This window comes from Photobacterium sp. NCIMB 13483, from assembly GCF_003025475.1.
Taxonomy (GTDB): Bacteria; Pseudomonadota; Gammaproteobacteria; order Enterobacterales; family Vibrionaceae; genus Photobacterium; species Photobacterium piscicola.
Map to the genome: position 1 here is coordinate 86,799 of NZ_PYLV01000008.1, position 18,863 is coordinate 105,661.

An 18,863-nucleotide genomic window follows, 5' to 3' on the forward strand; every position below is an offset into this window, starting at 1 on the left:
TAAAAACTCTAATTCATAACGCTCAAATAGAAAATATAACTATTTATCAAACTGTTATTATTTTTTAGATCTAGATCAAAAAAAAGCAGCCCCTAAAGGCTGCTTTTCGAAAACAAAGACTTAAATTTAATTATGATGTTTTTTTAATCACGAAGTGATGCATCAAATTTTTCAGCCAATGCATTAACAATACTTTCTACTGCTGCTGCAATATCAGCTTCTTCTAATGTACGTTCAGTTGATTGCAACGTTAACGCAATTGCAAGACTCTTCTGACCGTCATCAACACCTTTGCCAGTGTAAACGTCAAACAGATTAACTGCTCTTAATAACTCGCCACCGTTATCACGACATGCTGCAATAATATCATTTGCAGCTACATCATTATTAACAACAACAGCAATATCACGACGGTTAGCAGGGAACTTAGACAGTGCTACTGCTTCTGGTAAGTCACGCTTATTAATAGCATCCCACTCAACTTCAAACGCAATAGTACGGCCATTAAGACCAAACTTACGCTCAAGCTCAGGATGAACAGTACCAATAAAGCCAACTTCACGCTCAGTTTCAAGACCGGCATCAACAACAATTGCTGCTGTTTGGCCAGGGTGAAGTGCTGGGTGTTTAGCGGCTTTAAAGCTATAGCTATCTTTTGCTGTTAGCTCAAGAACGGCTTCTAAATCACCTTTAAGATCAAAGAAATCAACAGTGTTAGTTTCAATGTCCCAATGCTCATCACTACGTGTACCAGCAATAACACCTGCAAGCATCATATCTTGACGCATACCGTTTTCAGCATTTTGCTCAGGTACAAAACGTAAACCAGCTTCAAATAAACGCACACGTGGCTGTTGACGCTTTTGGTTGAATACTACTGTATTTAGTAGGCCAGTCCATAAGCTCAAACGCATTGCTGACATATCCGCAGAAATTGGGAATGGCAGAATCAATGGTTCAATTTCAGGCACGATAAGTTTTTGTTGCTCAGGCTCTACAAAGCTGTAAGTAATAGCTTCTTGGAAACCACGGCCAACAAGCAAATCACGTACACGTTTAAGCGGTAAATTCGCTTCTTTATGTAAGTTCATGCTAAGTGCAGCAACAGGCGATTGATTAGGGATATTGTTGTAGCCGAAAATACGACCCACTTCTTCCACTAAATCTTCTTCAATTGCCATGTCAAAACGCCATGCAGGTGCCGTTGCTTTCCAGCCAGCATCTGTTGTTTCAACATCACAGCCAAGACGCGTTAGGATTTCTACTACTTCTTCAGAAGCAATTGAATGGCCTAATAGACGATCTAATTTAGAACGACGTAGTTCAATTGTTGCAGCTTTAGGTAAATCAGCTTCTGATTCAGCTTCAACGATTGGTGCTACTTCACCACCACAAATTTCAACAAGAAGTGCAGTTGCGCGCTCCATTGCTTTCATTTGTAGTGTTGCATCAACACCACGCTCAAAGCGGTGAGAAGAATCAGTATGTAGACCGTAGCTACGAGCACGACCACGGATCGCATCAGGTGCAAAGAATGCACACTCAAGTAGTACGTCTTTAGTCTCAGCATTAACGCCAGAGAATTGACCACCGAAAATACCCGCAATCGCTAGTGCTTGCTTGTTATCAGCAATCACTAGTGTATTGTCGTTTAATTCCGCTTCGTTGCCGTCAAGAAGAGTCAGCTTTTCGCCCTGCTCTGCCATACGAACCACAATACCACCATCAATCTTAGCAAGATCAAAAGCGTGCATTGGCTGACCCATTTCAAGCAATACGTAGTTAGTGATATCTACGATTGCATCAATTGAGCGAGTACCACAGCGACGTAGTTTTTCTTGCATCCATAATGGTGTTTCAGCTTGCGCATTAACATTACGAACAATACGGCCAAGGTAACGTGGACATGCAACAGGTGCTTTAACTTCGATTGAAATCGTATCAGCCGCTGTTGGTGCGATAATATCAAACTGAGGCTCAGTCACTTCAGCGCGGTTCAATACGCCAACTTCACGAGCAAGACCAGCAATGCTTAGACAGTCAGCACGGTTAGCCGTTAGGTCTACATCGATAGTAACATCGTCAAGACCTAGGAACTCACGGAAATCAGTACCAAGAACAGCGTCTGCTGCTAATTCCATGATGCCATCTGATTCAATATCAATACCAAGTTCTGTGAAAGAACAAAGCATACCGTGAGAAGGTTGACCACGTAGTTTTGCCTTCTTGATTTTGAAATCACCAGGCAGAACAGCACCAACAGTTGCAACTGCAACCTTGATACCTTGACGACAGTTAGATGCGCCACAAACGATATCTAGCAACTCTTCAGCGCCAATATCAACTTTTGTTACGCGTAGTTTGTCAGCGTCTGGGTGTGGAGCACACTCAACAACCTGACCTACTTTAACGCCAGTGAATTCACCAGCAACTGCTTCAATACCGTCAACTTCCAAACCAGCCATTGTGATTTGGTGAGCTAGTTCTTCGCTGTTTACTGCAGGACTAACCCACTCGCGTAGCCAAGATTCAGAGAATTTCATAGTTTTCTAGCCCCTAGTGCTTACTTGAACTGTTTAAGGAAACGTAAATCGTTCTCAAAGAACGCACGTAAATCGTTAACACCGTAACGAAGCATAGTTAGACGCTCAACGCCCATACCAAATGCAAAGCCTGAATACTTCTCAGGATCGATGTTAACTGAACGTAAAACATTAGGGTGTACCATGCCACAGCCTAGTACTTCTAACCATTTACCGTTCTTACCTTTTACATCAACTTCAGCTGAAGGCTCAGTAAATGGGAAGAATGAAGGACGGAAACGCACTTCAACTTCTTCTTCAAAGAAATTGCAAAGGAAATCGTGAAGAATACCTTTAAGTTGTGCAAAGTTTACGTTCTCATCAACTAACATACCTTCCACTTGGTGGAACATTGGTGTGTGAGTTTGATCGTAGTCATTACGGTAAACACGACCTGGTGCGATGAAACGGAATGGTGGTTTACCCGCTTCCATCGTACGGATCTGAACACCAGAAGTATGCGTACGTAGCATTAGATCTGGGTTAAAGAAGAACGTATCGTGATCAGTACGTGCAGGGTGATCTTCTGCAATGTTTAGTGCATCGAAGTTGTGGAAAGCATCTTCAATTTCAGGACCCGCTTCAGTTGTAAAACCAAGCTCACCAAAGAAACTTTCAATACGTTCAATGGTACGTGTCACTGGGTGAAGACCACCATTTTCAATACGGCGACCAGGTAAAGAAACATCAACAGTCTCAGCGGCAAGCTTTGCTTCAAGCTCTGCACGCTGTAGACCATCTTTACGCTCAACAAGTAATGTTTGTACTACTTGTTTCGCTTTATTAATTTCTTGACCAGCAGTGCGACGCTCTTCTGGTGGTAATTTACCTAGGGCTTGTAGTTGAAGAGTTAAATGACCCTTCTTGCCTAAGAATTGAACTCGAACTTCGTCCAGAGCGACTGATGAATCAGCCTGCTCAATAGCTGCCGTTGCGTTGGCAATAATCTCGTCTAGATGTTGCATCGTATCCTCATCCACCCACAGGTGGCGTCCTTAAGGGAGATATAAAATCGCATAACGATACATACTAAAGAAAGCAGCGTCTAAATCCAAATTGAATCGTAATAAAACAGTAAGTTTGGACGAAAAAAAAACGTCTTTGCCCATTAAAATATGAAATTGTACTTTTTAAGCACACTGAAAATAATTTGGATTGACTATAAAACAGATTTCGCACACCTATATTCCATTTTTCTCTCTTTCTAAAACAAGCCAAAAAAAGTAAATTTCAGCTATATTTAATTTGGAATAATTAGCATGAACACCCAATCTTTTTCAGCCTTAATTAAAATGAGCACTTTTGCATCCTTACTCTGCTTTGGGCTGGTGATCCTCGGTAATTATGGCATGTTCTCAAGTATGCCAATTGAAATGAAAGATAACCTAAGTAATCAAACACACATCGATTTCATTCATATAATCTACTATGTAGGGTTTAATTTCATGTTTGTTGGTTTTCTTGCTTATTTGTTAGTTGGCCTTAAACATTCAAAACAACAAATGAAAGCTTATTTAGCTCAACACCAATAAACATCCACATTCAATACTCCCTTTTCTAAGCCATAACAAACCACGTTATTATTAAATATAAAAATATGGTTTGTTATGCGACCCAACTCACCTACATTTCAGATATTTTTTATCAATTTTGTTTTAAAATTACTCTTTTCAGTGTAAGTTATGATCAAAATCAATGTTAGGACTTCATAATGAATACTCAAGATCTTGCCGCTCTATCTAAAATCTCAACTATCGCAGCGATTCTTTGTACTGCCCTATTACTGCTTGGTAATTATGGCTTAGCATCAGCAATGCCGATTGCGCCAGAAGACGGCTTTAATTTTATTAATCTTGTGTTCTTTATGGGTTTCAATACGTTATTTGTTACTTTCCTAGCGTTCTTACTGAAAACGCTAGCAACAGCAAACAAAAAGCGTAATCAACGTTATGCGCGAGCATAACCGCTAACCACTCGATTCTATTTTAAAAGCCAGTCATTCTGCTATATAAATGACTGGCTTTTTTATGTCTTGTATTTCTGCATACGCAAAATATGAGTTTCAATATGGTTATAAAACACCAGCCCCATTAGCAATAACAGGAACCACCAGTCATGGATATTGATGTGATCGCTATCAACGCAGATTTTGATGTGGAACTCTGCAAAATAATTAAGCAAGTCGGCGCTGAGTTTGGAGCGGTAGGTGAAGGGTTTGGTCCATCAGATGCTGAAGTGTTAAATATGAGCCACTTTTATCATGATGGTGTCAGTAGTTTATATTTAGTGGCTTTGGTTGATGGCAAACTTGTCGGTGGCTGCGGTATTGCTCCTTTCAATAACAGTAAAACAACATGTGAATTAAAAAAACTGTTTCTGTTACCCGATGGGCGCAAACTTGGATTAGGCAAAAAACTTTCCCTTCAATGTTTAACATACGCACAAACAAAAGGCTTTACAGAATGTTATCTCGATACACTATCGAGCATGCAATCTGCAATACGCTTATATGAAGCTCTAGGCTTTACTCACCTTGATATGCCATTAACAGGCACTCAACATGGCGGTTGTGACGTCTGGATGTTAAAACAGCTCTAGAAAAAAGAAATATTTGTTTAGCGAATAGAGAAGAAGAAGAAAAAATAACATCATATACGAAAAAAGGAGAGCCGAGGCTCTCCTTTTAACATAAAACTAGACTGATAAATTACAGTGCAGCTTTTGCCTTTTCCACAAGAACAGTGAAAGTAGCTTTGTCAAATACAGCGATATCAGAAAGGATCTTACGATCGATTTCGATAGACGCTTTCTTAAGACCGTTGATTAGACGGCTGTAAGACATACCATTTTGACGTGCAGCAGCGTTGATACGAGCAATCCAAAGTTGACGGAAAGTACGTTTCTTCTGACGACGGTCACGGTAAGCATATTGACCAGCTTTAGTAACAGCTTGGAAAGCTACGCGGTAAACACGTGAACGTGCACCGTAGTAACCTTTAGCTTGTTTAAGAACTTTCTTGTGACGTGCACGCGCTTGTACACCACGTTTTACGCGAGGCATAGGAGACTCCTAACTAAAATTAAAAAAAATATAAAACTAAAAACGATTAAGCGAACGGAAGCATACGAGCAACTGCAGCCACTTCACACTTAGGAAGGATTGCATTTGGACGAAGCTGACGTTTGTTCTTAGTAGTACGTTTAGTCAGGATGTGACGCTTAGTAGCGTGCTTAAACTTAAAGCCACCAGCTGTTTTTTTGAAGCGCTTAGCAGCGCCACGATTTGTTTTCATCTTTGGCATGAGATGATAACTCCGCATTGTTGATAGTTAATAATCATAGTAATAGGGCGAACAAAAAGCGCTACTTAAAGCAGCGCTTTTTAGCTACTTGAATGCCGTTATTACTTCTTCTTTGGGGCAAGCATCATGGTCATTTGACGACCTTCTACACGATTAGGGAAACTTTCACAGACCGCAATCTCTTCAAGTTCTGCCTTAATACGATTAAGAAGCTCAATACCAATGCCTTGGTGGGCCATTTCACGACCACGGAAACGTAGTGTGACTTTGCCCTTGTTGCCCTCTTCTAAAAAGCGACTCAGGTTGCGTAGTTTTACCTGATAATCGCCTTCGTCTGTACCAGGTCGGAATTTAACTTCCTTGATCTGGATTTGTTTCTGATTCTTCTTTTGCTCTTTAGCAGCCTTGCTCTTCTCGAACAAGTACTTACCATAGTCCATCACACGACAGACTGGTGGCTCGGCATTAGGGCTAATTTCAACTAGATCCACACCAGCATCAAGAGCAACATTCATTGCTTCTTCAATAGAAACAACACCGACTGATTCGCCGTCAAGGCCAGTTAGACGAACTTCACGTACGCCACGAATTTCTTCATTCAGACGATGCGCGTTTTGCTTAACTGGTGCTTGGGTTCTTTTTCCGCCTTTAATACCTTATTCCTCCACAACATTGAGCTTACGATTGCTGATTTCTTCTTGCATAAATGCAATTAATTCATCAATCTTAAATTTACCCAAATCTTTACCCTTGCGAGTACGAACTGCTACTACGCCTGCTTCGACTTCTTTGTCACCACAAACGAGCATAAAAGGCACTCGCTTCAAAGTATGTTCGCGGATTTTAAAGCCAATCTTCTCATTTCTCAAGTCCGCATTGACTCTAATTCCACTTTTTTTCAATTTTTCTACAATTTCTTGCACATATTCTGCTTGAGAGTCAGTAATATTCATCACTACAGCTTGTTGAGGCGCCAACCATGTTGGGAAGAAGCCTGCGTAATCTTCGATAAGAATACCGATGAAGCGCTCTAATGAACCAAGAATTGCACGGTGAATCATAACCGGTGTATGGCGTTCGTTGTCTTCACCTACATATGTAGCGCCTAAACGCTCAGGTAATGCGAAGTCAAGCTGAACAGTACCACACTGCCATGCGCGATCAAGGCAATCGTGAAGTGTAAACTCGATCTTAGGACCGTAGAATGCACCCTCACCTTCTTGAATTTCAAATGGAATATCCATTGATTCAAGCGCGGTAACTAAATCGGCTTCAGCTTTGTCCCACATTGCATCAGAACCTACACGCTTTTCTGGGCGAGTCGATAATTTAACAACAATGTTATCAAAACCAAATGTCTTGTAAGTATCATACACCATTTCGATGCAAGATGTAACTTCTTGTTGTACTTGTGCTTCTGTACAAAAAATATGCGCATCATCTTGGGTGAAACCACGAACACGCATAATACCGTGAAGTGAACCAGAAGGCTCATTACGGTGACAAGAACCAAACTCAGCCATACGTAACGGTAAATCACGGTATGACTTAAGGCCTTGGTTAAAGATCTGTACGTGACCAGGACAGTTCATTGGCTTAATTGCGTATTCACGGTTCTCAGAACTTGTAGTGAACATTGCCTCTGCATACTTATCCCAGTGACCAGAACGCTCCCAAAGCACACGGTCCATCATTAATGGACCTTTTACTTCTTGGTAATCATATTCGTTCAATTTTTCACGAACAAATACTTCTAGCTCACGGAAGATAGTCCAACCGTTATGGTGCCAGAATACCATACCTGGTGCTTCTTGCTGCATGTGGAACAGATCAAGTTGCTTACCAATCTTACGGTGATCACGCTTTGCCGCTTCTTCCAAACGCGTTAGGTGCGCTTTCAGGGCTTTCTTATCGTGGAATGCAGTACCGTAGATACGTTGAAGCATCTTATTGTCGCTATTACCACGCCAGTAAGCACCAGCAACACTTAATAGTTTGAAGTTTTGACAGAAACCCATGTGTGGTACGTGTGGACCACGACACATGTCAATGTATTCTTCATGATGGTAAAGACCTGGACGATCGTCACGAGCAACGTTTTCATCTAGGATTTCACTCTTGTACGTTTCGCCACGTGCATCAAACGCATCACGCGCTTCTTGCCAGCTTACGTTTTTCTTCACTACTTGATATTTAGTTTTTGCTAATTCAAGCATACGCTTTTCAATAACATCAAGATCTTCTTGTGTTAAAGATTGCTCTAGATCGATATCGTAGTAAAAACCATTGTCAATCGTCGGACCGATCGCCATTTTTGCTTCAGGGTACAATTGTTTAATTGCATGGCCTAGCAAGTGTGCACATGAGTGACGAACGATTTCAAGACCATCAACATCATCTTTTACTGTAATGATTTCTAGGCTCGCATCGTTTTCGATAAGATCACATGCGTCAACACGAACACCATCAACACGTCCTGCAATGGTTGCTTTCGCAAGACCAGGACCGATTGAAAGTGCAACGTCCATAGTTGATACAGCGTCATCGAATTGACGTTGACTACCGTCTGGAAGAGTAATAACTGGCATTTAAATATCCTTAAACAGTGGTGCCACACACCAAGTAGCACATGTTGAGTTAATAAAGCTTTTAAGAGAAGCTTTCTATTAATAAAAATGTTTTTACTTTGATGCCGCAATACAGAGCTACATGCTAAGGTAAAAACAGGGGGACACTATACAAACGGTAACAAGATATTGCAAAGGATCACCCTACTTTTTTATATTTTCTATTTTACTAAGGCGTAATTCACAACATATAACTTTTCGATACCAGGATAAATATCATTAATCACTGCTTTTAACTCAGGTAACGTCATATTTTCTTGTTGTGCATGAAAATCATTAAGATCATTAAATGCGATTGGCTCAACGGTTAAAATATTTAAGCGGCAAAACCAACGCCCCTCTTCATATGTCGATACATCAACCGTCGTACCTGGAACATAATAGCTTTCCGCTTCATCACGAATAGTGATTGTTTTTTTTCCTGACAAGATGTCACTTTCAAAACGTGAGAAAAATGTTATTTCCGTCGGGATTATAGTCGAGCTCATTATGGTGTCCTTTATTACCTAATAAATTTCGGCATAGAGTAACCACTTATGTTCAAAAGTAAACGAGCAATAGCAAAGCGAAAGAAAATAAACATTAAATTAACAGCAACAATACTAAACCTTTAATATTAAAAATAATATATCCTTTAATTTCATCAACCTATCCTTTATTAAATTGTTAATTCATTAAAATAGCATCGACTTCACAGATATATCTAAATAAAATGGACTAAGATGTTGATAGACAAGTTTTATCTAGTCCAATTTAACGCGTGGAGGATGCTATGTGGCAGGCTATTTCTCACCAGTTGTCAGAAGTACTTGGTCGACCGTTCAAAATTAATGAACGTGAGGCTATTCAAGGCGGCGATGTTAACCAATGCTATTGTATTGGTGATGACGAGCAACGTTTTTTTGTTAAACTCAATGATAAAGAACAACTTGCTGTCTTTAAAACAGAAGCCGAAAGTTTACGTATCCTCAACGAAGCTAATTGTGTTCAAGTGCCACAATATTTTCACCTCGGTACATGCCGAGACAAATCCTTTCTTATTCTAAATTACCTTCCAACCAAAACCATTGATGACGACGCGGGTTATAAACTAGGCCAACAACTGGCTCAATTGCACTTATGGGGTGAGCAAGTTGAATTTGGATTTGATTTTGATAACTATATTGGTTTAACACCCCAGCCTAATAAATGGCGTCGTCGCTGGGATAAATTTTTTGCTGAACAACGTATTGAATGGCAATTACAACTATGTGAAGAAAAAGGCCTCCACTTTGGTGATATTGACACAATAACAGCCAATGTCGCTCAACGTCTAAGTAATCATCAGCCAAAACCATCATTACTCCACGGTGACCTATGGCATGGCAATACGGCATTAACCGTCTCTGGCCCGATCATCTTTGATCCTGCGACTTACTGGGGAGATCGTGAATGTGATGTTGCAATGACAGAGTTATTTGGCGGTTTTCCTGCTAGTTTCTATGAAGGCTATCAATCTGTTTATCCATTAGACGAAGGGTATCAAGATCGTAAAGATCTTTATAATCTTTATCATATTCTTAACCACTGTAATCTGTTCGGAGGAGAATATATGGGGCAAGCGCAACATATTATTGCCAACCTTATGTTATGGGACGAATAGCCACAGTGATTTAATTGATAGCACACCAGCACTGTTGCCACTCAGTGTTGGTGTACCATACAGAAGCAATTCACAACCTGAATAACTCGCCGCGAAGCTAATTCACCACAAGGTTCTATAATAATAAACAACAACACCACTAATCCAACACGATCTCTGATTACTTATAATAAGGATCTGTTATGAACAAATACTCAACACAAAACGTTAACTGTCCCCACTGTGGCCATACAATCAGTATTCCTCTTGATGCCAGTGCTGGTAGTCAAAATTTTTATGATGATTGTTCTATTTGCTGTAATCCTATTCACTTAACAATGGAAGTTGATGAACTGCATAAGACGATTAATCTGTTTGTTGATGCTGATGATGAACAAATATTTTAAAATACTTATTTTGTTGCCATTACACGTTCAACCGTATCCACAATTGCTTGTGTCTGCGGATCAATTTCAATATTAATCACATCATTTACAGTACGATTTTTAAGATTTGTTCGGTGTAATGTTTCAGGGATAAGATTGACATTAAAGCAATTATTTTCAACTTCACCTATTGTTAAACTGATACCATCAATACCAATATACCCTTTAGCAAATATGTATTTCATTAATTGCGTTGGGGCAGAAAACCATACTTGATGATTATTTTCAGAGATATTTACGCGACTGACTGTGGCTGTTGCCGAAATATGGCCAGACATCGCATGACCACCAATTTCATCACCAAACTTTGCGGCACGTTCAATATTGACATAATCCCCTTCCGTGAGCAGACCTAAATTAGTCACATTTAAAGTTTCTTGCATTAAATCAAACGAGACTAATTGTTGTTCAATATGAGTAACAGTCAAACAACAACCATTGTGTGCAACAGATGCACCTAAGGTTAATCCTTGCATTAAATTTTCTGGTAACCGAATAACATGGGTCTGGAAATTCATTTTTTTATGAATTTTCACTACCGGCGCAATGCCTTGTATAATTCCAGTAAACATATCCATCCTTATGTCTAATTAACTTAATTGACCTATTATTAAGATCTTGGATCACCCAAAGATATTCCATCTTAGAGTTTTCATGCGTTTAATTATGCAACAATTTCGTCGCTATTTTTGTCATTTTCTATTTTTTTACATTAAAGTGACACTCTACAATACGATAAGCGTATTACTTGTATGACAATAATACCGCACCAGTAAATAATACGTATTAAAGGTACACTATGACCGCTAACGCCTCATCTACAGTTTCACCGTCTTTACAACAACCACAACCTATTTTACGAATACTGCTTATCGGGTTGTTAGTGGTGTTATCTGGGTATTATATTTGGGTACTTTATAAAGCAATAACACCCAATGTCAGCCTTGCTTATAAGGCTTATTATATAAAAAATCAGACATTATATTGGCAACCAAAGCAACCAAATTTAGCATTAGCCTTACCGACGACATTAGAAACAACAAGTAATATTCCTAATTTATCTCGTGCAGGTTGGAACATTGATGCCAATAATAATATGCGTGAGCTTACTCAACAAGGCGGCTTATATTTCACATTACCCACAGCGCCTACGGCTAATGTTACGATTACATTTACCTTAGCAAAAGCACCGTTGCAGTTAAAACCGATAGCATTCACTTTTAACCATTATCAAGGTTCATTGTTACCGCAAGATCAAGGCAAAACCTTAACAGCGCAATTACCAAAGCAGCAATTTTTATCTTCGCCACAACAATTACAATCTTTGATATTAACTGTCCCAACACCATTACAAGTAACATCAATTAACTTAACACCAATTGATACCAACACATTATCGCTGCCACATAACACTGGCTCTATTAATCAAAACATTGGGAACTTAAAATGAATCAGAAACCAAACCCGCTTGATTATCGTTTATCGCTTATTGTGCCAGTTTACAATGAAGAAGTGGCTATCGAACCCTTCTTACATGCTATTAATGACAAGCTAAGTAGTATTCGATCACACATAGATATTGTGTTTATTAATGACGGCAGTAAAGACAATACTCAGCATGTTATTGATAAAATGATAGAACAAGATTCAAGTATCTCATTAATTAATTTTGCCCGTAACTTTGGTAAAGAAGCAGCCATGACGGCGGGCTTAGATTATGTTCAAGGTGATGCTGCCGTTATTATGGATGTTGATTTACAAGATCCACCTGAAGTGATCCTTGAGTTTGTCGAATTATGGCTTACTGGTGACTATGACACTGTCTATGGTGTACGGGTTGATCGCTCACAAGACACTTATACCAAGCGATTAACTGCTGGCGGCTTCTACCGTTTCTTCAACTTCTTATCGGCTGAAACAACACTACCTGAAAATGCGGGTGACTTTAGACTGATTAATCGCTGTGTAATTGAAACTGTTAAACAATTGCCAGAACGTAATCGTTTTATGAAAGGCTTACTTGCATGGTCATCTTTACGCGCTACAGGCGTTAATTTCCAACGTCCTGAACGTCTTGTTGGTGATACAAAATTTAATTATTGGAAATTATGGAATTTTGCCATGGATGGCATTACCAGTTTTACCGCATGGCCGTTACGTGTCTGGGGCTTTGTTGGTTTTGGTATCTCCTTTTTATCTTTCATCTTTTTAATGTATATCGTTATTAGCGCGTTATGTTTTGGTGTTCATACTCCAGGTTATGCTTCTACTATCTCTGTGGTGCTATTTTTAGGTGGAATCCAATTAATCTCATTAGGGGTTATCGGTGGATATGTCAGTCGTATCTATACTGAACTTAAGCATCGCCCAATTTATTTAGTTGAAGATGTGTACGGTAACTATAGAAAAAAAACTGCACCGTCAAAATCTAAACCATCCCTTTAACCTCGTTGAACAAGTCTAGCAACCATTATGAATGAATCATTTCTAAAACATTTTTGGCAGCTTAATCGTTTTGCCATTGTTGGATTATTAGCCACTGCCGTACATTTGTCAGTGGTACGGTTATACTTTTTCCAAATAGCACATCCATCTGAATATATCGCTAATATCTTCGGGTTTAGTATCGCTTTTTTAGTGTCCTATTTTGGTCATCGGCATTTTACCTTTGCTCAAAAAGGCTCTTTCTTTAAATTTTTAGCGGTGTCTTTATTTGGTTTTTTAATCAATAACATTATTTTGGTGACACTGTTACAAACAGCCCATATAAAAGGTTGGATTGCCGTCACTATTTCAACCTTATGTGTACCAATTATTACTTTTATTTTATCGAAATTCTGGGTCTTTAAATGAATCCCCTATCACTTACAGATATCCGTCTTACTCGTAAAGACTGGTTAAATCTGATCTTTGCTGTCATCGTTAGTCGTGTTGTGATCTACGCTCTTGGTCTTTGGGGCGTAAATATGTTCATGGCAGGACATTATGCAGAACAACCATTATTACAAACCATATGTCGTTTTGACTGTGTATGGTTTTACCGCATTATTGATAATGGTTATGATCTTGTTCCACAATGGTTAGGTCAAAAAAATGCCGCCAATTGGGCATTTATGCCATTACAGCCCTTGCTCGGGTGGGTATTCTCGCACTTAACCACCTTTGAAGATCCCATTAATAATTATCGCTTTGGGTTAGCATTTGCGTCTAACCTTGCGTTTTTATTTAGTATTCCAATGGTGTTAATGGTACTAAAACAACTAAAAATCAGTGCAGTAACACGCTCAGCAATGGTATGGATTGTTTGTTTCTCGCCTTACACTGTATATTCCTCTGCAGGTTATACAGAACCATTGTTTATTGCATTAGTAGCCGGAGTGTTCTTATTTAGCTATCGCCAACAATGGTTTTGGGTCGCTATTTTAGGCATGCTAGCCGCTGTTACGCGTAACTTGGGCGTATTTTTAGTTTTCCCTGTATTAATTATTGCGATTCAACACTACGGTATTCAAAGTTTCTTACGCTTTAAAACACCCGCACTAAAAGTATTAGCCGCTATTTGGGTGATCCCGATTGGCTTTTTTGGCTTTATGACTTATATGTATTTTCATGTTGGGGATGCTCTGGCATTTGGACATATTCAAATAGCGTGGGGGCGTCAGCTAACTAATCCATTCCATTGGATAATATTTGGTTTTGAAACAGGTGGGCCTAAATTATACCTCACCATTATGGCACTGCTGGCTTTTGCGCTTAATATTTACTTAGTTGTTCGTAAATATTATGCCGAAGCATTATTTATGTTTATTTGTTTAATATTGCCACTGTCTTCAAGCCTTAACGCAATGCCACGTTATGCTTTTGGGCTTTATCCAACTTTCCTTGGGTTAGCTTTGTTAATTGAACGTTACCCAAGCATAAAAACACCCATGTTATGTATTTTTAGTGCTGCAAGTACCTTTATTGCAATGGGGTTCTTTGGGCATCATTTCTTTACCGTTTAACACATTTCTTTACCAATTAACAAGTAACGTAACAGCTTCGATCTTTAATGTTCGAGGCTGTTTATTTTTATGTGCATTAAATGATAAATAATGTTTGGCTTTGTGGGTTTTGTTTATATAATCCAGCCCCATTTAGGATGCATTATATAGTGACTAACAACTATTGATTATTCCCCTCTTATTTCCTCATTTTTGGAGCCTTGCTGAGTGCAAAACTACAGAAAAGAAACAACGCAACTACTCAAACTTGCTATACCCGTTTTAATTGCCTCAGTTGCCCAAACATCAATGGGTTTTGTTGATACAGTAATGGCGGGTGGCGTAAGTGCAACAGATATGGCAGCGGTTGCAGTTGCAGCAAGCATTTGGTTACCCTCAATTCTATTTGGCGTTGGCTTGCTGATGGCGATAGTCCCTATTGTCGCTCAGCTCAGTGGTTCAGGAAAAAAAGACAAAATACCTTTTGAAATTCAAACTGCCTTTATTTTAGCGGTGCTAATCTCAATTCCAACTATGTTGATTCTTTACAATGCGGGCATATTAATCCACTACATGAATGTGGAACCCGTACTGGCAGAAAAGACAGTTGGTTACTTACATGCGGTATTATTTGCAGTACCTGCTTTTCTCTTTTTCCAAACACTGAAAAGCTTCTCTGAGGGCTTGTCGTTTACTATTCCAGGTATGGTGATTGGCTTTTTAGGATTATTACTCAATATTCCTCTCAACTGGATTTTTGTTTACGGTAAATTTGGCATGCCAGCGATGGGTGGTGTCGGTTGTGGTATCGCAACGGCTATCGTGTACTGGTTTATGTTCTTTGCCATGCTCGCATTCGTATTAATTAATAAACGACTTAATAGCCTTAATGTCTTTGGTACGATCTATCCGCCTAAATTTGCTGCTATTAGCCGTTTGTTTAAGTTAGGTTTTCCTGTTGCTGCCTCATTATTTTTTGAAGTCTCTTTATTTGCAGTCATTGCATTATTGATATCACCTCTAGGACCAATGAAAGTTGCATCACACCAGATTGCAATGAATTTTTCATCCTTAGTGTATATGTTACCAATGAGTATCGCTGCTGCGGTCAGTATTCGTGTTGGTCATAAAATGGGACAAAAAGACATTATTGGCGCTAAAATCGCAAGCCATTGTGGATTACTCGTTGGCATATCATTAGCATTTTGTACTGCAATTCTCACGGTGATTTTCCGTGAACAAATTGCATTACTGTATACAGATAACCCTGAAGTTATTATTTTTGCAAGCCAACTACTTCTATTAGCTGCTATTTACCAATGTAGTGATGCCGTACAGGTTGTTGCTGCCGGTGCACTACGTGGTTATAAAGATATGCGAGCCATCTTCTTCTGTACCTTTATCGCTTATTGGTTACTCGGATTACCGATTGGTTATATTCTAGGTATGACAGATTGGGTCGTTAACCCAATGGGACCGGAAGGGTTCTGGATTGGCTTTATTATTGGCTTAACATCTGCTGCGATAATGCTTGGTCTGCGTATGCGTTGGGTTCACAAACTTGATATGCAAAAACAAATTGAGATGTCATTACGCTAACCGTCAATGATATCTTATTAGAAAAGCGATCTTAGGATCGCTTTTTTTTTGTCTAAACTAACAAAGGCTGCATATGCTTAAACAACTATTAGTCATTGTAGAGTATGATGAAAAAATTATTGTTGCTCGCCATTATTGGTCTATTTTCCGTTATAGGTTGTAAAAAAAACACAACCGATACCTTACTCAACACCTACCAACAACGCCTTACAAATATATTAGACGTTGAGGCTGACACTATTCCTCCGCTAGATATACCCAGTTATCCTCGAACCCATGTCCTCAAACAACCTATTGCAGATATAACAATTGGACTATTAAATGCTTATGAATTACGCCAATGTGGTTTATTTCAATTAATTGCGGAGCGTAATTCAATATTAGGAAAAGTGCAGGATAAAACACGTCGACTACATTACGAGTTATTGTTGTTAAAACAAATTGAACATTGCCTAAATATTCTCAATAGTGCTGATCCATTACAGCTTCAACTTGAAAATATATATCATCAAAAACAACAACAATTACCGCAAGCCATATGGAATATGATATTTACGGGCCAAGAGTGGCGGCAACAATTTACTCTAGGGCATCAATTACTATCGTCTCAACAATTTGGCGGTTATATCGAAAATTTAGCGGCATTTGAGTATGTAGATACATTAACTACAACAATGTTATCGAGTCAGACCACTAAACATTCACTAACAACGAACAATATTGATCAACTACTCCACCATCAACAACAAATTCATAATACCCAATATATTGGCCAGCTGTTTTATTCTATTGCTCGCATTACAACAATAATGAACACCATTACAACGCAACTTATTACTCATGATCAAACTGTTATGTGTGGTAAAAATATCAATCAACAACAAGCGCAATATTTACGTAATGTTTTCTATAAATATTATATCAATGATATTCAGCCATATATCAGTAAATTACATTCTCAATACCAGCAATTACGCCCACATTTGAATAATATTTACGCCATGCTAGTTCAACAACAAATCACCCCACCAACAGCAATGGCAGTATATGCACGCTATTATTTTCAAGGAGAACTGCTCTATCAATTTCAACAAGCAACCCATGATCATGTTCGCTATTGGCAACGATTATTTAAGCGCTGCCAATTTAAGGTTGGACATCAATAAGTTGCTACTAACCTCAATTATCATTTTTGCTACTATGCGTTCATTTAGAGAATAGGTAAACTACACTACATTGTAGAGGTCAGGGAGATAAAAATGAAAAAACATAAAAATGAAGCAAAACTATTAAAAAAAGCCTTAGAACTGGGTTTCGCCTTTGCAAAAAAACAAGGATTTAATGATTTAGATCGCGGAGTTGGTTCGACCGATCGCGTGGAATGTATTTATCGCTTATTAGTGCAATGTAAACAAATTACGCCATTAGCCGTTGATAAAGAAGATGGCGTCAATATGAAGCATAAATTGGTATTGTGGATTATTCGTCTATTACCGGAAAATCACGAACTGCTTCAATAACTCTTTTCACATAGCCACCAGTAAAATACTGGTGGTGTTCCTCACAAATAACATGCGCAATATCACATTCGTCTAATTAACCATCACCAAATTTAACCAAACTGGCTATTGTGCAAGCAAACGCACTGAATTTACTAAAAAAGTCTATTTAAACACTTGCCTAGAGGAAAGTGACTCGCTACTATGCTTGTCATTCGCTGATTACGATTTAATAGTAATGAAGCTGAATTTGCTCGCTTAGCTCAGTTGGTTAGAGTACTTGCATGACATGCAAGGTGTCACTGGTTCGAGTCCAGTAGCGAGCACCAATTTTAAAATAAATGGCTTAACAGCGATTTATAGCCGTACAATTTGCTCGCTTAGCTCAGTTGGTTAGAGTACTTGCATGACATGCAAGGTGTCACTGGTTCGAGTCCAGTAGCGAGCACCATTTTAAAATAAATGGCTTAATAGCGATTTATAGCAGTACAATTTGCTCGCTTAGCTCAGTTGGTTAGAGTACTTGCATGACATGCAAGGTGTCACTGGTTCGAGTCCAGTAGCGAGCACCATTTTAAAATAAATGGCTTAACAGCGATTTATAGCAGTACAATTTGCTCGCTTAGCTCAGTTGGTTAGAGTACTTGCATGACATGCAAGGTGTCACTGGTTCGAGTCCAGTAGCGAGCACCATCTTTTAGATACAACCAAGCCTACTTTTTAGTAGGCTTTTTTGTATCTGGATCATAACAATGTTAATCAATACCGCAGTATGGCGACAACCGGTTGGTAATTAGGTAATATTTATATCAATTATAATAATTGACGATATAACAATGAAAATTACTGTTGATGGTGGCTCGTTTAAAGTATCTATTGATACTGAATTTAAAGGTTTATTGGCTGAAGCAACGGCTGTTTTTGATGAAACGTTAGTTCAAGCTAAATCAAACGACAAAGCTATCTTACGTTTTCTACAAATCATTCTTGAGCATCGTGACAGTGATGATGCTATTGGCTATGCCGTTTTAGGCTTACTGGGTTGGTATAACACTGCAATTAACCCAGTCACAGATAATGATATTGAATTAAACTTGCCTAAAATCGTACCACACCTACTTAATCCTGCTGGCGATATCAATGCCACCAGCGATAATGACACGACGACATTCAAGCACTAATGCAAAATGTCAGCGTCTGTATA

Annotated in this window: 21 protein-coding genes and 4 tRNA genes; 17 read left to right on the plus strand and 8 right to left on the minus strand. The window is 38.9% G+C overall.

The annotated features are described in order from the left end of the window. Nucleotides 1-143 precede the first annotated feature (143 nt). Nucleotides 144-2,543 (minus strand): phenylalanine--tRNA ligase subunit beta, encoded by a 2,400-nt coding sequence (gene pheT / locus C9I86_RS08620; protein WP_080156588.1) that lies wholly within the window; start codon nucleotides 2,541-2,543, stop codon nucleotides 144-146. A gap of 20 nt (nucleotides 2,544-2,563) precedes the next feature. Further along, on the minus strand, nucleotides 2,564-3,547 hold the full coding sequence (pheS, locus tag C9I86_RS08625; RefSeq protein WP_080156589.1) for a phenylalanine--tRNA ligase subunit alpha: 984 nt from the start codon (nucleotides 3,545-3,547) through the stop codon (nucleotides 2,564-2,566). Nucleotides 3,548-3,841: 294 nt separating this feature from the next. On the opposite strand from pheS, the gene C9I86_RS08630 reads away from it, so the two are divergent. From C9I86_RS08630 to C9I86_RS08640, 3 genes are all read left to right on the plus strand, one after another. Further along, nucleotides 3,842-4,114 carry a hypothetical protein gene (locus C9I86_RS08630; protein ID WP_080156590.1) on the plus strand — a complete coding sequence of 91 codons (273 nt, stop codon included), beginning with the start codon at nucleotides 3,842-3,844 and terminating at the stop codon, nucleotides 4,112-4,114. A 179-nt stretch (nucleotides 4,115-4,293) separates the two neighbouring features. Next, on the plus strand, nucleotides 4,294-4,545 hold the full coding sequence (locus tag C9I86_RS08635) for a phenylalanyl-tRNA synthetase subunit alpha (RefSeq protein WP_080156591.1): 252 nt from the start codon (nucleotides 4,294-4,296) through the stop codon (nucleotides 4,543-4,545). Between the two features lie 152 nt (nucleotides 4,546-4,697). Next, nucleotides 4,698-5,180 carry a GNAT family N-acetyltransferase gene (locus C9I86_RS08640; protein ID WP_107276153.1) on the plus strand — a complete coding sequence of 161 codons (483 nt, stop codon included), beginning with the start codon at nucleotides 4,698-4,700 and terminating at the stop codon, nucleotides 5,178-5,180. A 109-nt stretch (nucleotides 5,181-5,289) separates the two neighbouring features. On the opposite strand, the gene rplT is transcribed toward C9I86_RS08640, so the two are convergent. The 5 genes from rplT to yqfB all read right to left on the minus strand — a co-directional run bounded on the left by rplT (nucleotide 5,290) and on the right by yqfB (nucleotide 8,999). Next, the gene (gene rplT / locus C9I86_RS08645; protein ID WP_036795101.1) at nucleotides 5,290-5,643 is read right to left on the minus strand and encodes a 50S ribosomal protein L20; all 354 of its coding nucleotides are present in this window, start codon (nucleotides 5,641-5,643) and stop codon (nucleotides 5,290-5,292) included. Nucleotides 5,644-5,689: 46 nt separating this feature from the next. Beyond that, nucleotides 5,690-5,884: a 50S ribosomal protein L35 gene (rpmI, locus tag C9I86_RS08650; protein ID WP_005367387.1), complete on the minus strand. Its 195-nt coding sequence runs from the start codon at nucleotides 5,882-5,884 to the stop codon at nucleotides 5,690-5,692. A 101-nt stretch (nucleotides 5,885-5,985) separates the two neighbouring features. Continuing rightward, entirely contained in the window at nucleotides 5,986-6,537 is a 552-nt protein-coding gene (gene infC, locus C9I86_RS08655) for a translation initiation factor IF-3 (RefSeq protein ID WP_080156593.1), read from the minus strand. Between the two features lie 3 nt (nucleotides 6,538-6,540). After that, nucleotides 6,541-8,472 carry a threonine--tRNA ligase gene (gene thrS, locus C9I86_RS08660; RefSeq protein ID WP_107276155.1) on the minus strand — a complete coding sequence of 644 codons (1,932 nt, stop codon included), beginning with the start codon at nucleotides 8,470-8,472 and terminating at the stop codon, nucleotides 6,541-6,543. 200 nt (nucleotides 8,473-8,672) lie between these two features. Next, nucleotides 8,673-8,999: a N(4)-acetylcytidine aminohydrolase gene (gene yqfB, locus C9I86_RS08665; RefSeq protein ID WP_107276156.1), complete on the minus strand. Its 327-nt coding sequence runs from the start codon at nucleotides 8,997-8,999 to the stop codon at nucleotides 8,673-8,675. Between the two features lie 284 nt (nucleotides 9,000-9,283). On the opposite strand from yqfB, the gene C9I86_RS08670 reads away from it, so the two are divergent. Both C9I86_RS08670 and C9I86_RS08675 read left to right on the plus strand, forming a co-directional pair. Further along, nucleotides 9,284-10,153, plus strand: a complete 870-nt coding sequence (locus C9I86_RS08670; RefSeq protein ID WP_080156596.1) for a fructosamine kinase family protein — start codon at nucleotides 9,284-9,286, stop codon at nucleotides 10,151-10,153. Between the two features lie 182 nt (nucleotides 10,154-10,335). Beyond that, the gene (locus tag C9I86_RS08675; protein ID WP_080156597.1) at nucleotides 10,336-10,539 is read left to right on the plus strand and encodes a CPXCG motif-containing cysteine-rich protein; all 204 of its coding nucleotides are present in this window, start codon (nucleotides 10,336-10,338) and stop codon (nucleotides 10,537-10,539) included. Between the two features lie 5 nt (nucleotides 10,540-10,544). On the opposite strand, the gene C9I86_RS08680 is transcribed toward C9I86_RS08675, so the two are convergent. After that, the gene (locus tag C9I86_RS08680; protein WP_080156598.1) at nucleotides 10,545-11,150 is read right to left on the minus strand and encodes a riboflavin synthase subunit alpha; all 606 of its coding nucleotides are present in this window, start codon (nucleotides 11,148-11,150) and stop codon (nucleotides 10,545-10,547) included. A gap of 227 nt (nucleotides 11,151-11,377) precedes the next feature. On the opposite strand from C9I86_RS08680, the gene C9I86_RS08685 reads away from it, so the two are divergent. The 12 genes from C9I86_RS08685 (at nucleotide 11,378) to C9I86_RS08740 (ending at nucleotide 18,840) form a co-directional block, all read left to right on the plus strand. Further along, nucleotides 11,378-12,028 carry a hypothetical protein gene (locus C9I86_RS08685; protein ID WP_080156599.1) on the plus strand — a complete coding sequence of 217 codons (651 nt, stop codon included), beginning with the start codon at nucleotides 11,378-11,380 and terminating at the stop codon, nucleotides 12,026-12,028. Further along, the gene (locus C9I86_RS08690) at nucleotides 12,025-13,023 is read left to right on the plus strand and encodes a glycosyltransferase family 2 protein (protein ID WP_080156600.1); all 999 of its coding nucleotides are present in this window, start codon (nucleotides 12,025-12,027) and stop codon (nucleotides 13,021-13,023) included. Before C9I86_RS08685 ends, C9I86_RS08690 begins: the two co-directional genes overlap by 4 nt. Nucleotides 13,024-13,050: 27 nt before the next feature. Next, entirely contained in the window at nucleotides 13,051-13,431 is a 381-nt protein-coding gene (locus C9I86_RS08695; protein WP_080156601.1) for a GtrA family protein, read from the plus strand. Further along, on the plus strand, nucleotides 13,428-14,582 hold the full coding sequence (locus C9I86_RS08700) for a hypothetical protein (protein WP_107276157.1): 1,155 nt from the start codon (nucleotides 13,428-13,430) through the stop codon (nucleotides 14,580-14,582). The genes C9I86_RS08695 and C9I86_RS08700 overlap by 4 nt, the downstream gene beginning before the upstream one ends. A gap of 207 nt (nucleotides 14,583-14,789) precedes the next feature. Further along, on the plus strand, nucleotides 14,790-16,160 hold the full coding sequence (locus C9I86_RS08705) for an MATE family efflux transporter (protein ID WP_080156603.1): 1,371 nt from the start codon (nucleotides 14,790-14,792) through the stop codon (nucleotides 16,158-16,160). Between the two features lie 104 nt (nucleotides 16,161-16,264). Then, a complete protein-coding gene (locus tag C9I86_RS08710; RefSeq protein ID WP_107276158.1) occupies nucleotides 16,265-17,326 on the plus strand; it encodes a DUF3080 family protein in 1,062 nt (353 codons plus the stop codon). A gap of 93 nt (nucleotides 17,327-17,419) precedes the next feature. After that, nucleotides 17,420-17,680 carry a DUF5062 family protein gene (locus C9I86_RS08715; protein WP_036795114.1) on the plus strand — a complete coding sequence of 87 codons (261 nt, stop codon included), beginning with the start codon at nucleotides 17,420-17,422 and terminating at the stop codon, nucleotides 17,678-17,680. A gap of 231 nt (nucleotides 17,681-17,911) precedes the next feature. Beyond that, nucleotides 17,912-17,988, plus strand: a tRNA-Val gene (locus C9I86_RS08720). Between the two features lie 45 nt (nucleotides 17,989-18,033). Further along, nucleotides 18,034-18,110: transfer RNA gene (locus C9I86_RS08725), tRNA-Val, on the plus strand. Between the two features lie 44 nt (nucleotides 18,111-18,154). Next, nucleotides 18,155-18,231 (plus strand) — tRNA-Val (locus tag C9I86_RS08730). A 44-nt stretch (nucleotides 18,232-18,275) separates the two neighbouring features. Beyond that, a tRNA-Val gene (locus C9I86_RS08735) sits at nucleotides 18,276-18,352 on the plus strand. A gap of 143 nt (nucleotides 18,353-18,495) precedes the next feature. Next, nucleotides 18,496-18,840, plus strand: coding sequence for a hypothetical protein (locus tag C9I86_RS08740; protein ID WP_107276159.1), 345 nt, complete (start codon nucleotides 18,496-18,498; stop codon nucleotides 18,838-18,840). Nucleotides 18,841-18,863 lie beyond the last annotated feature (23 nt).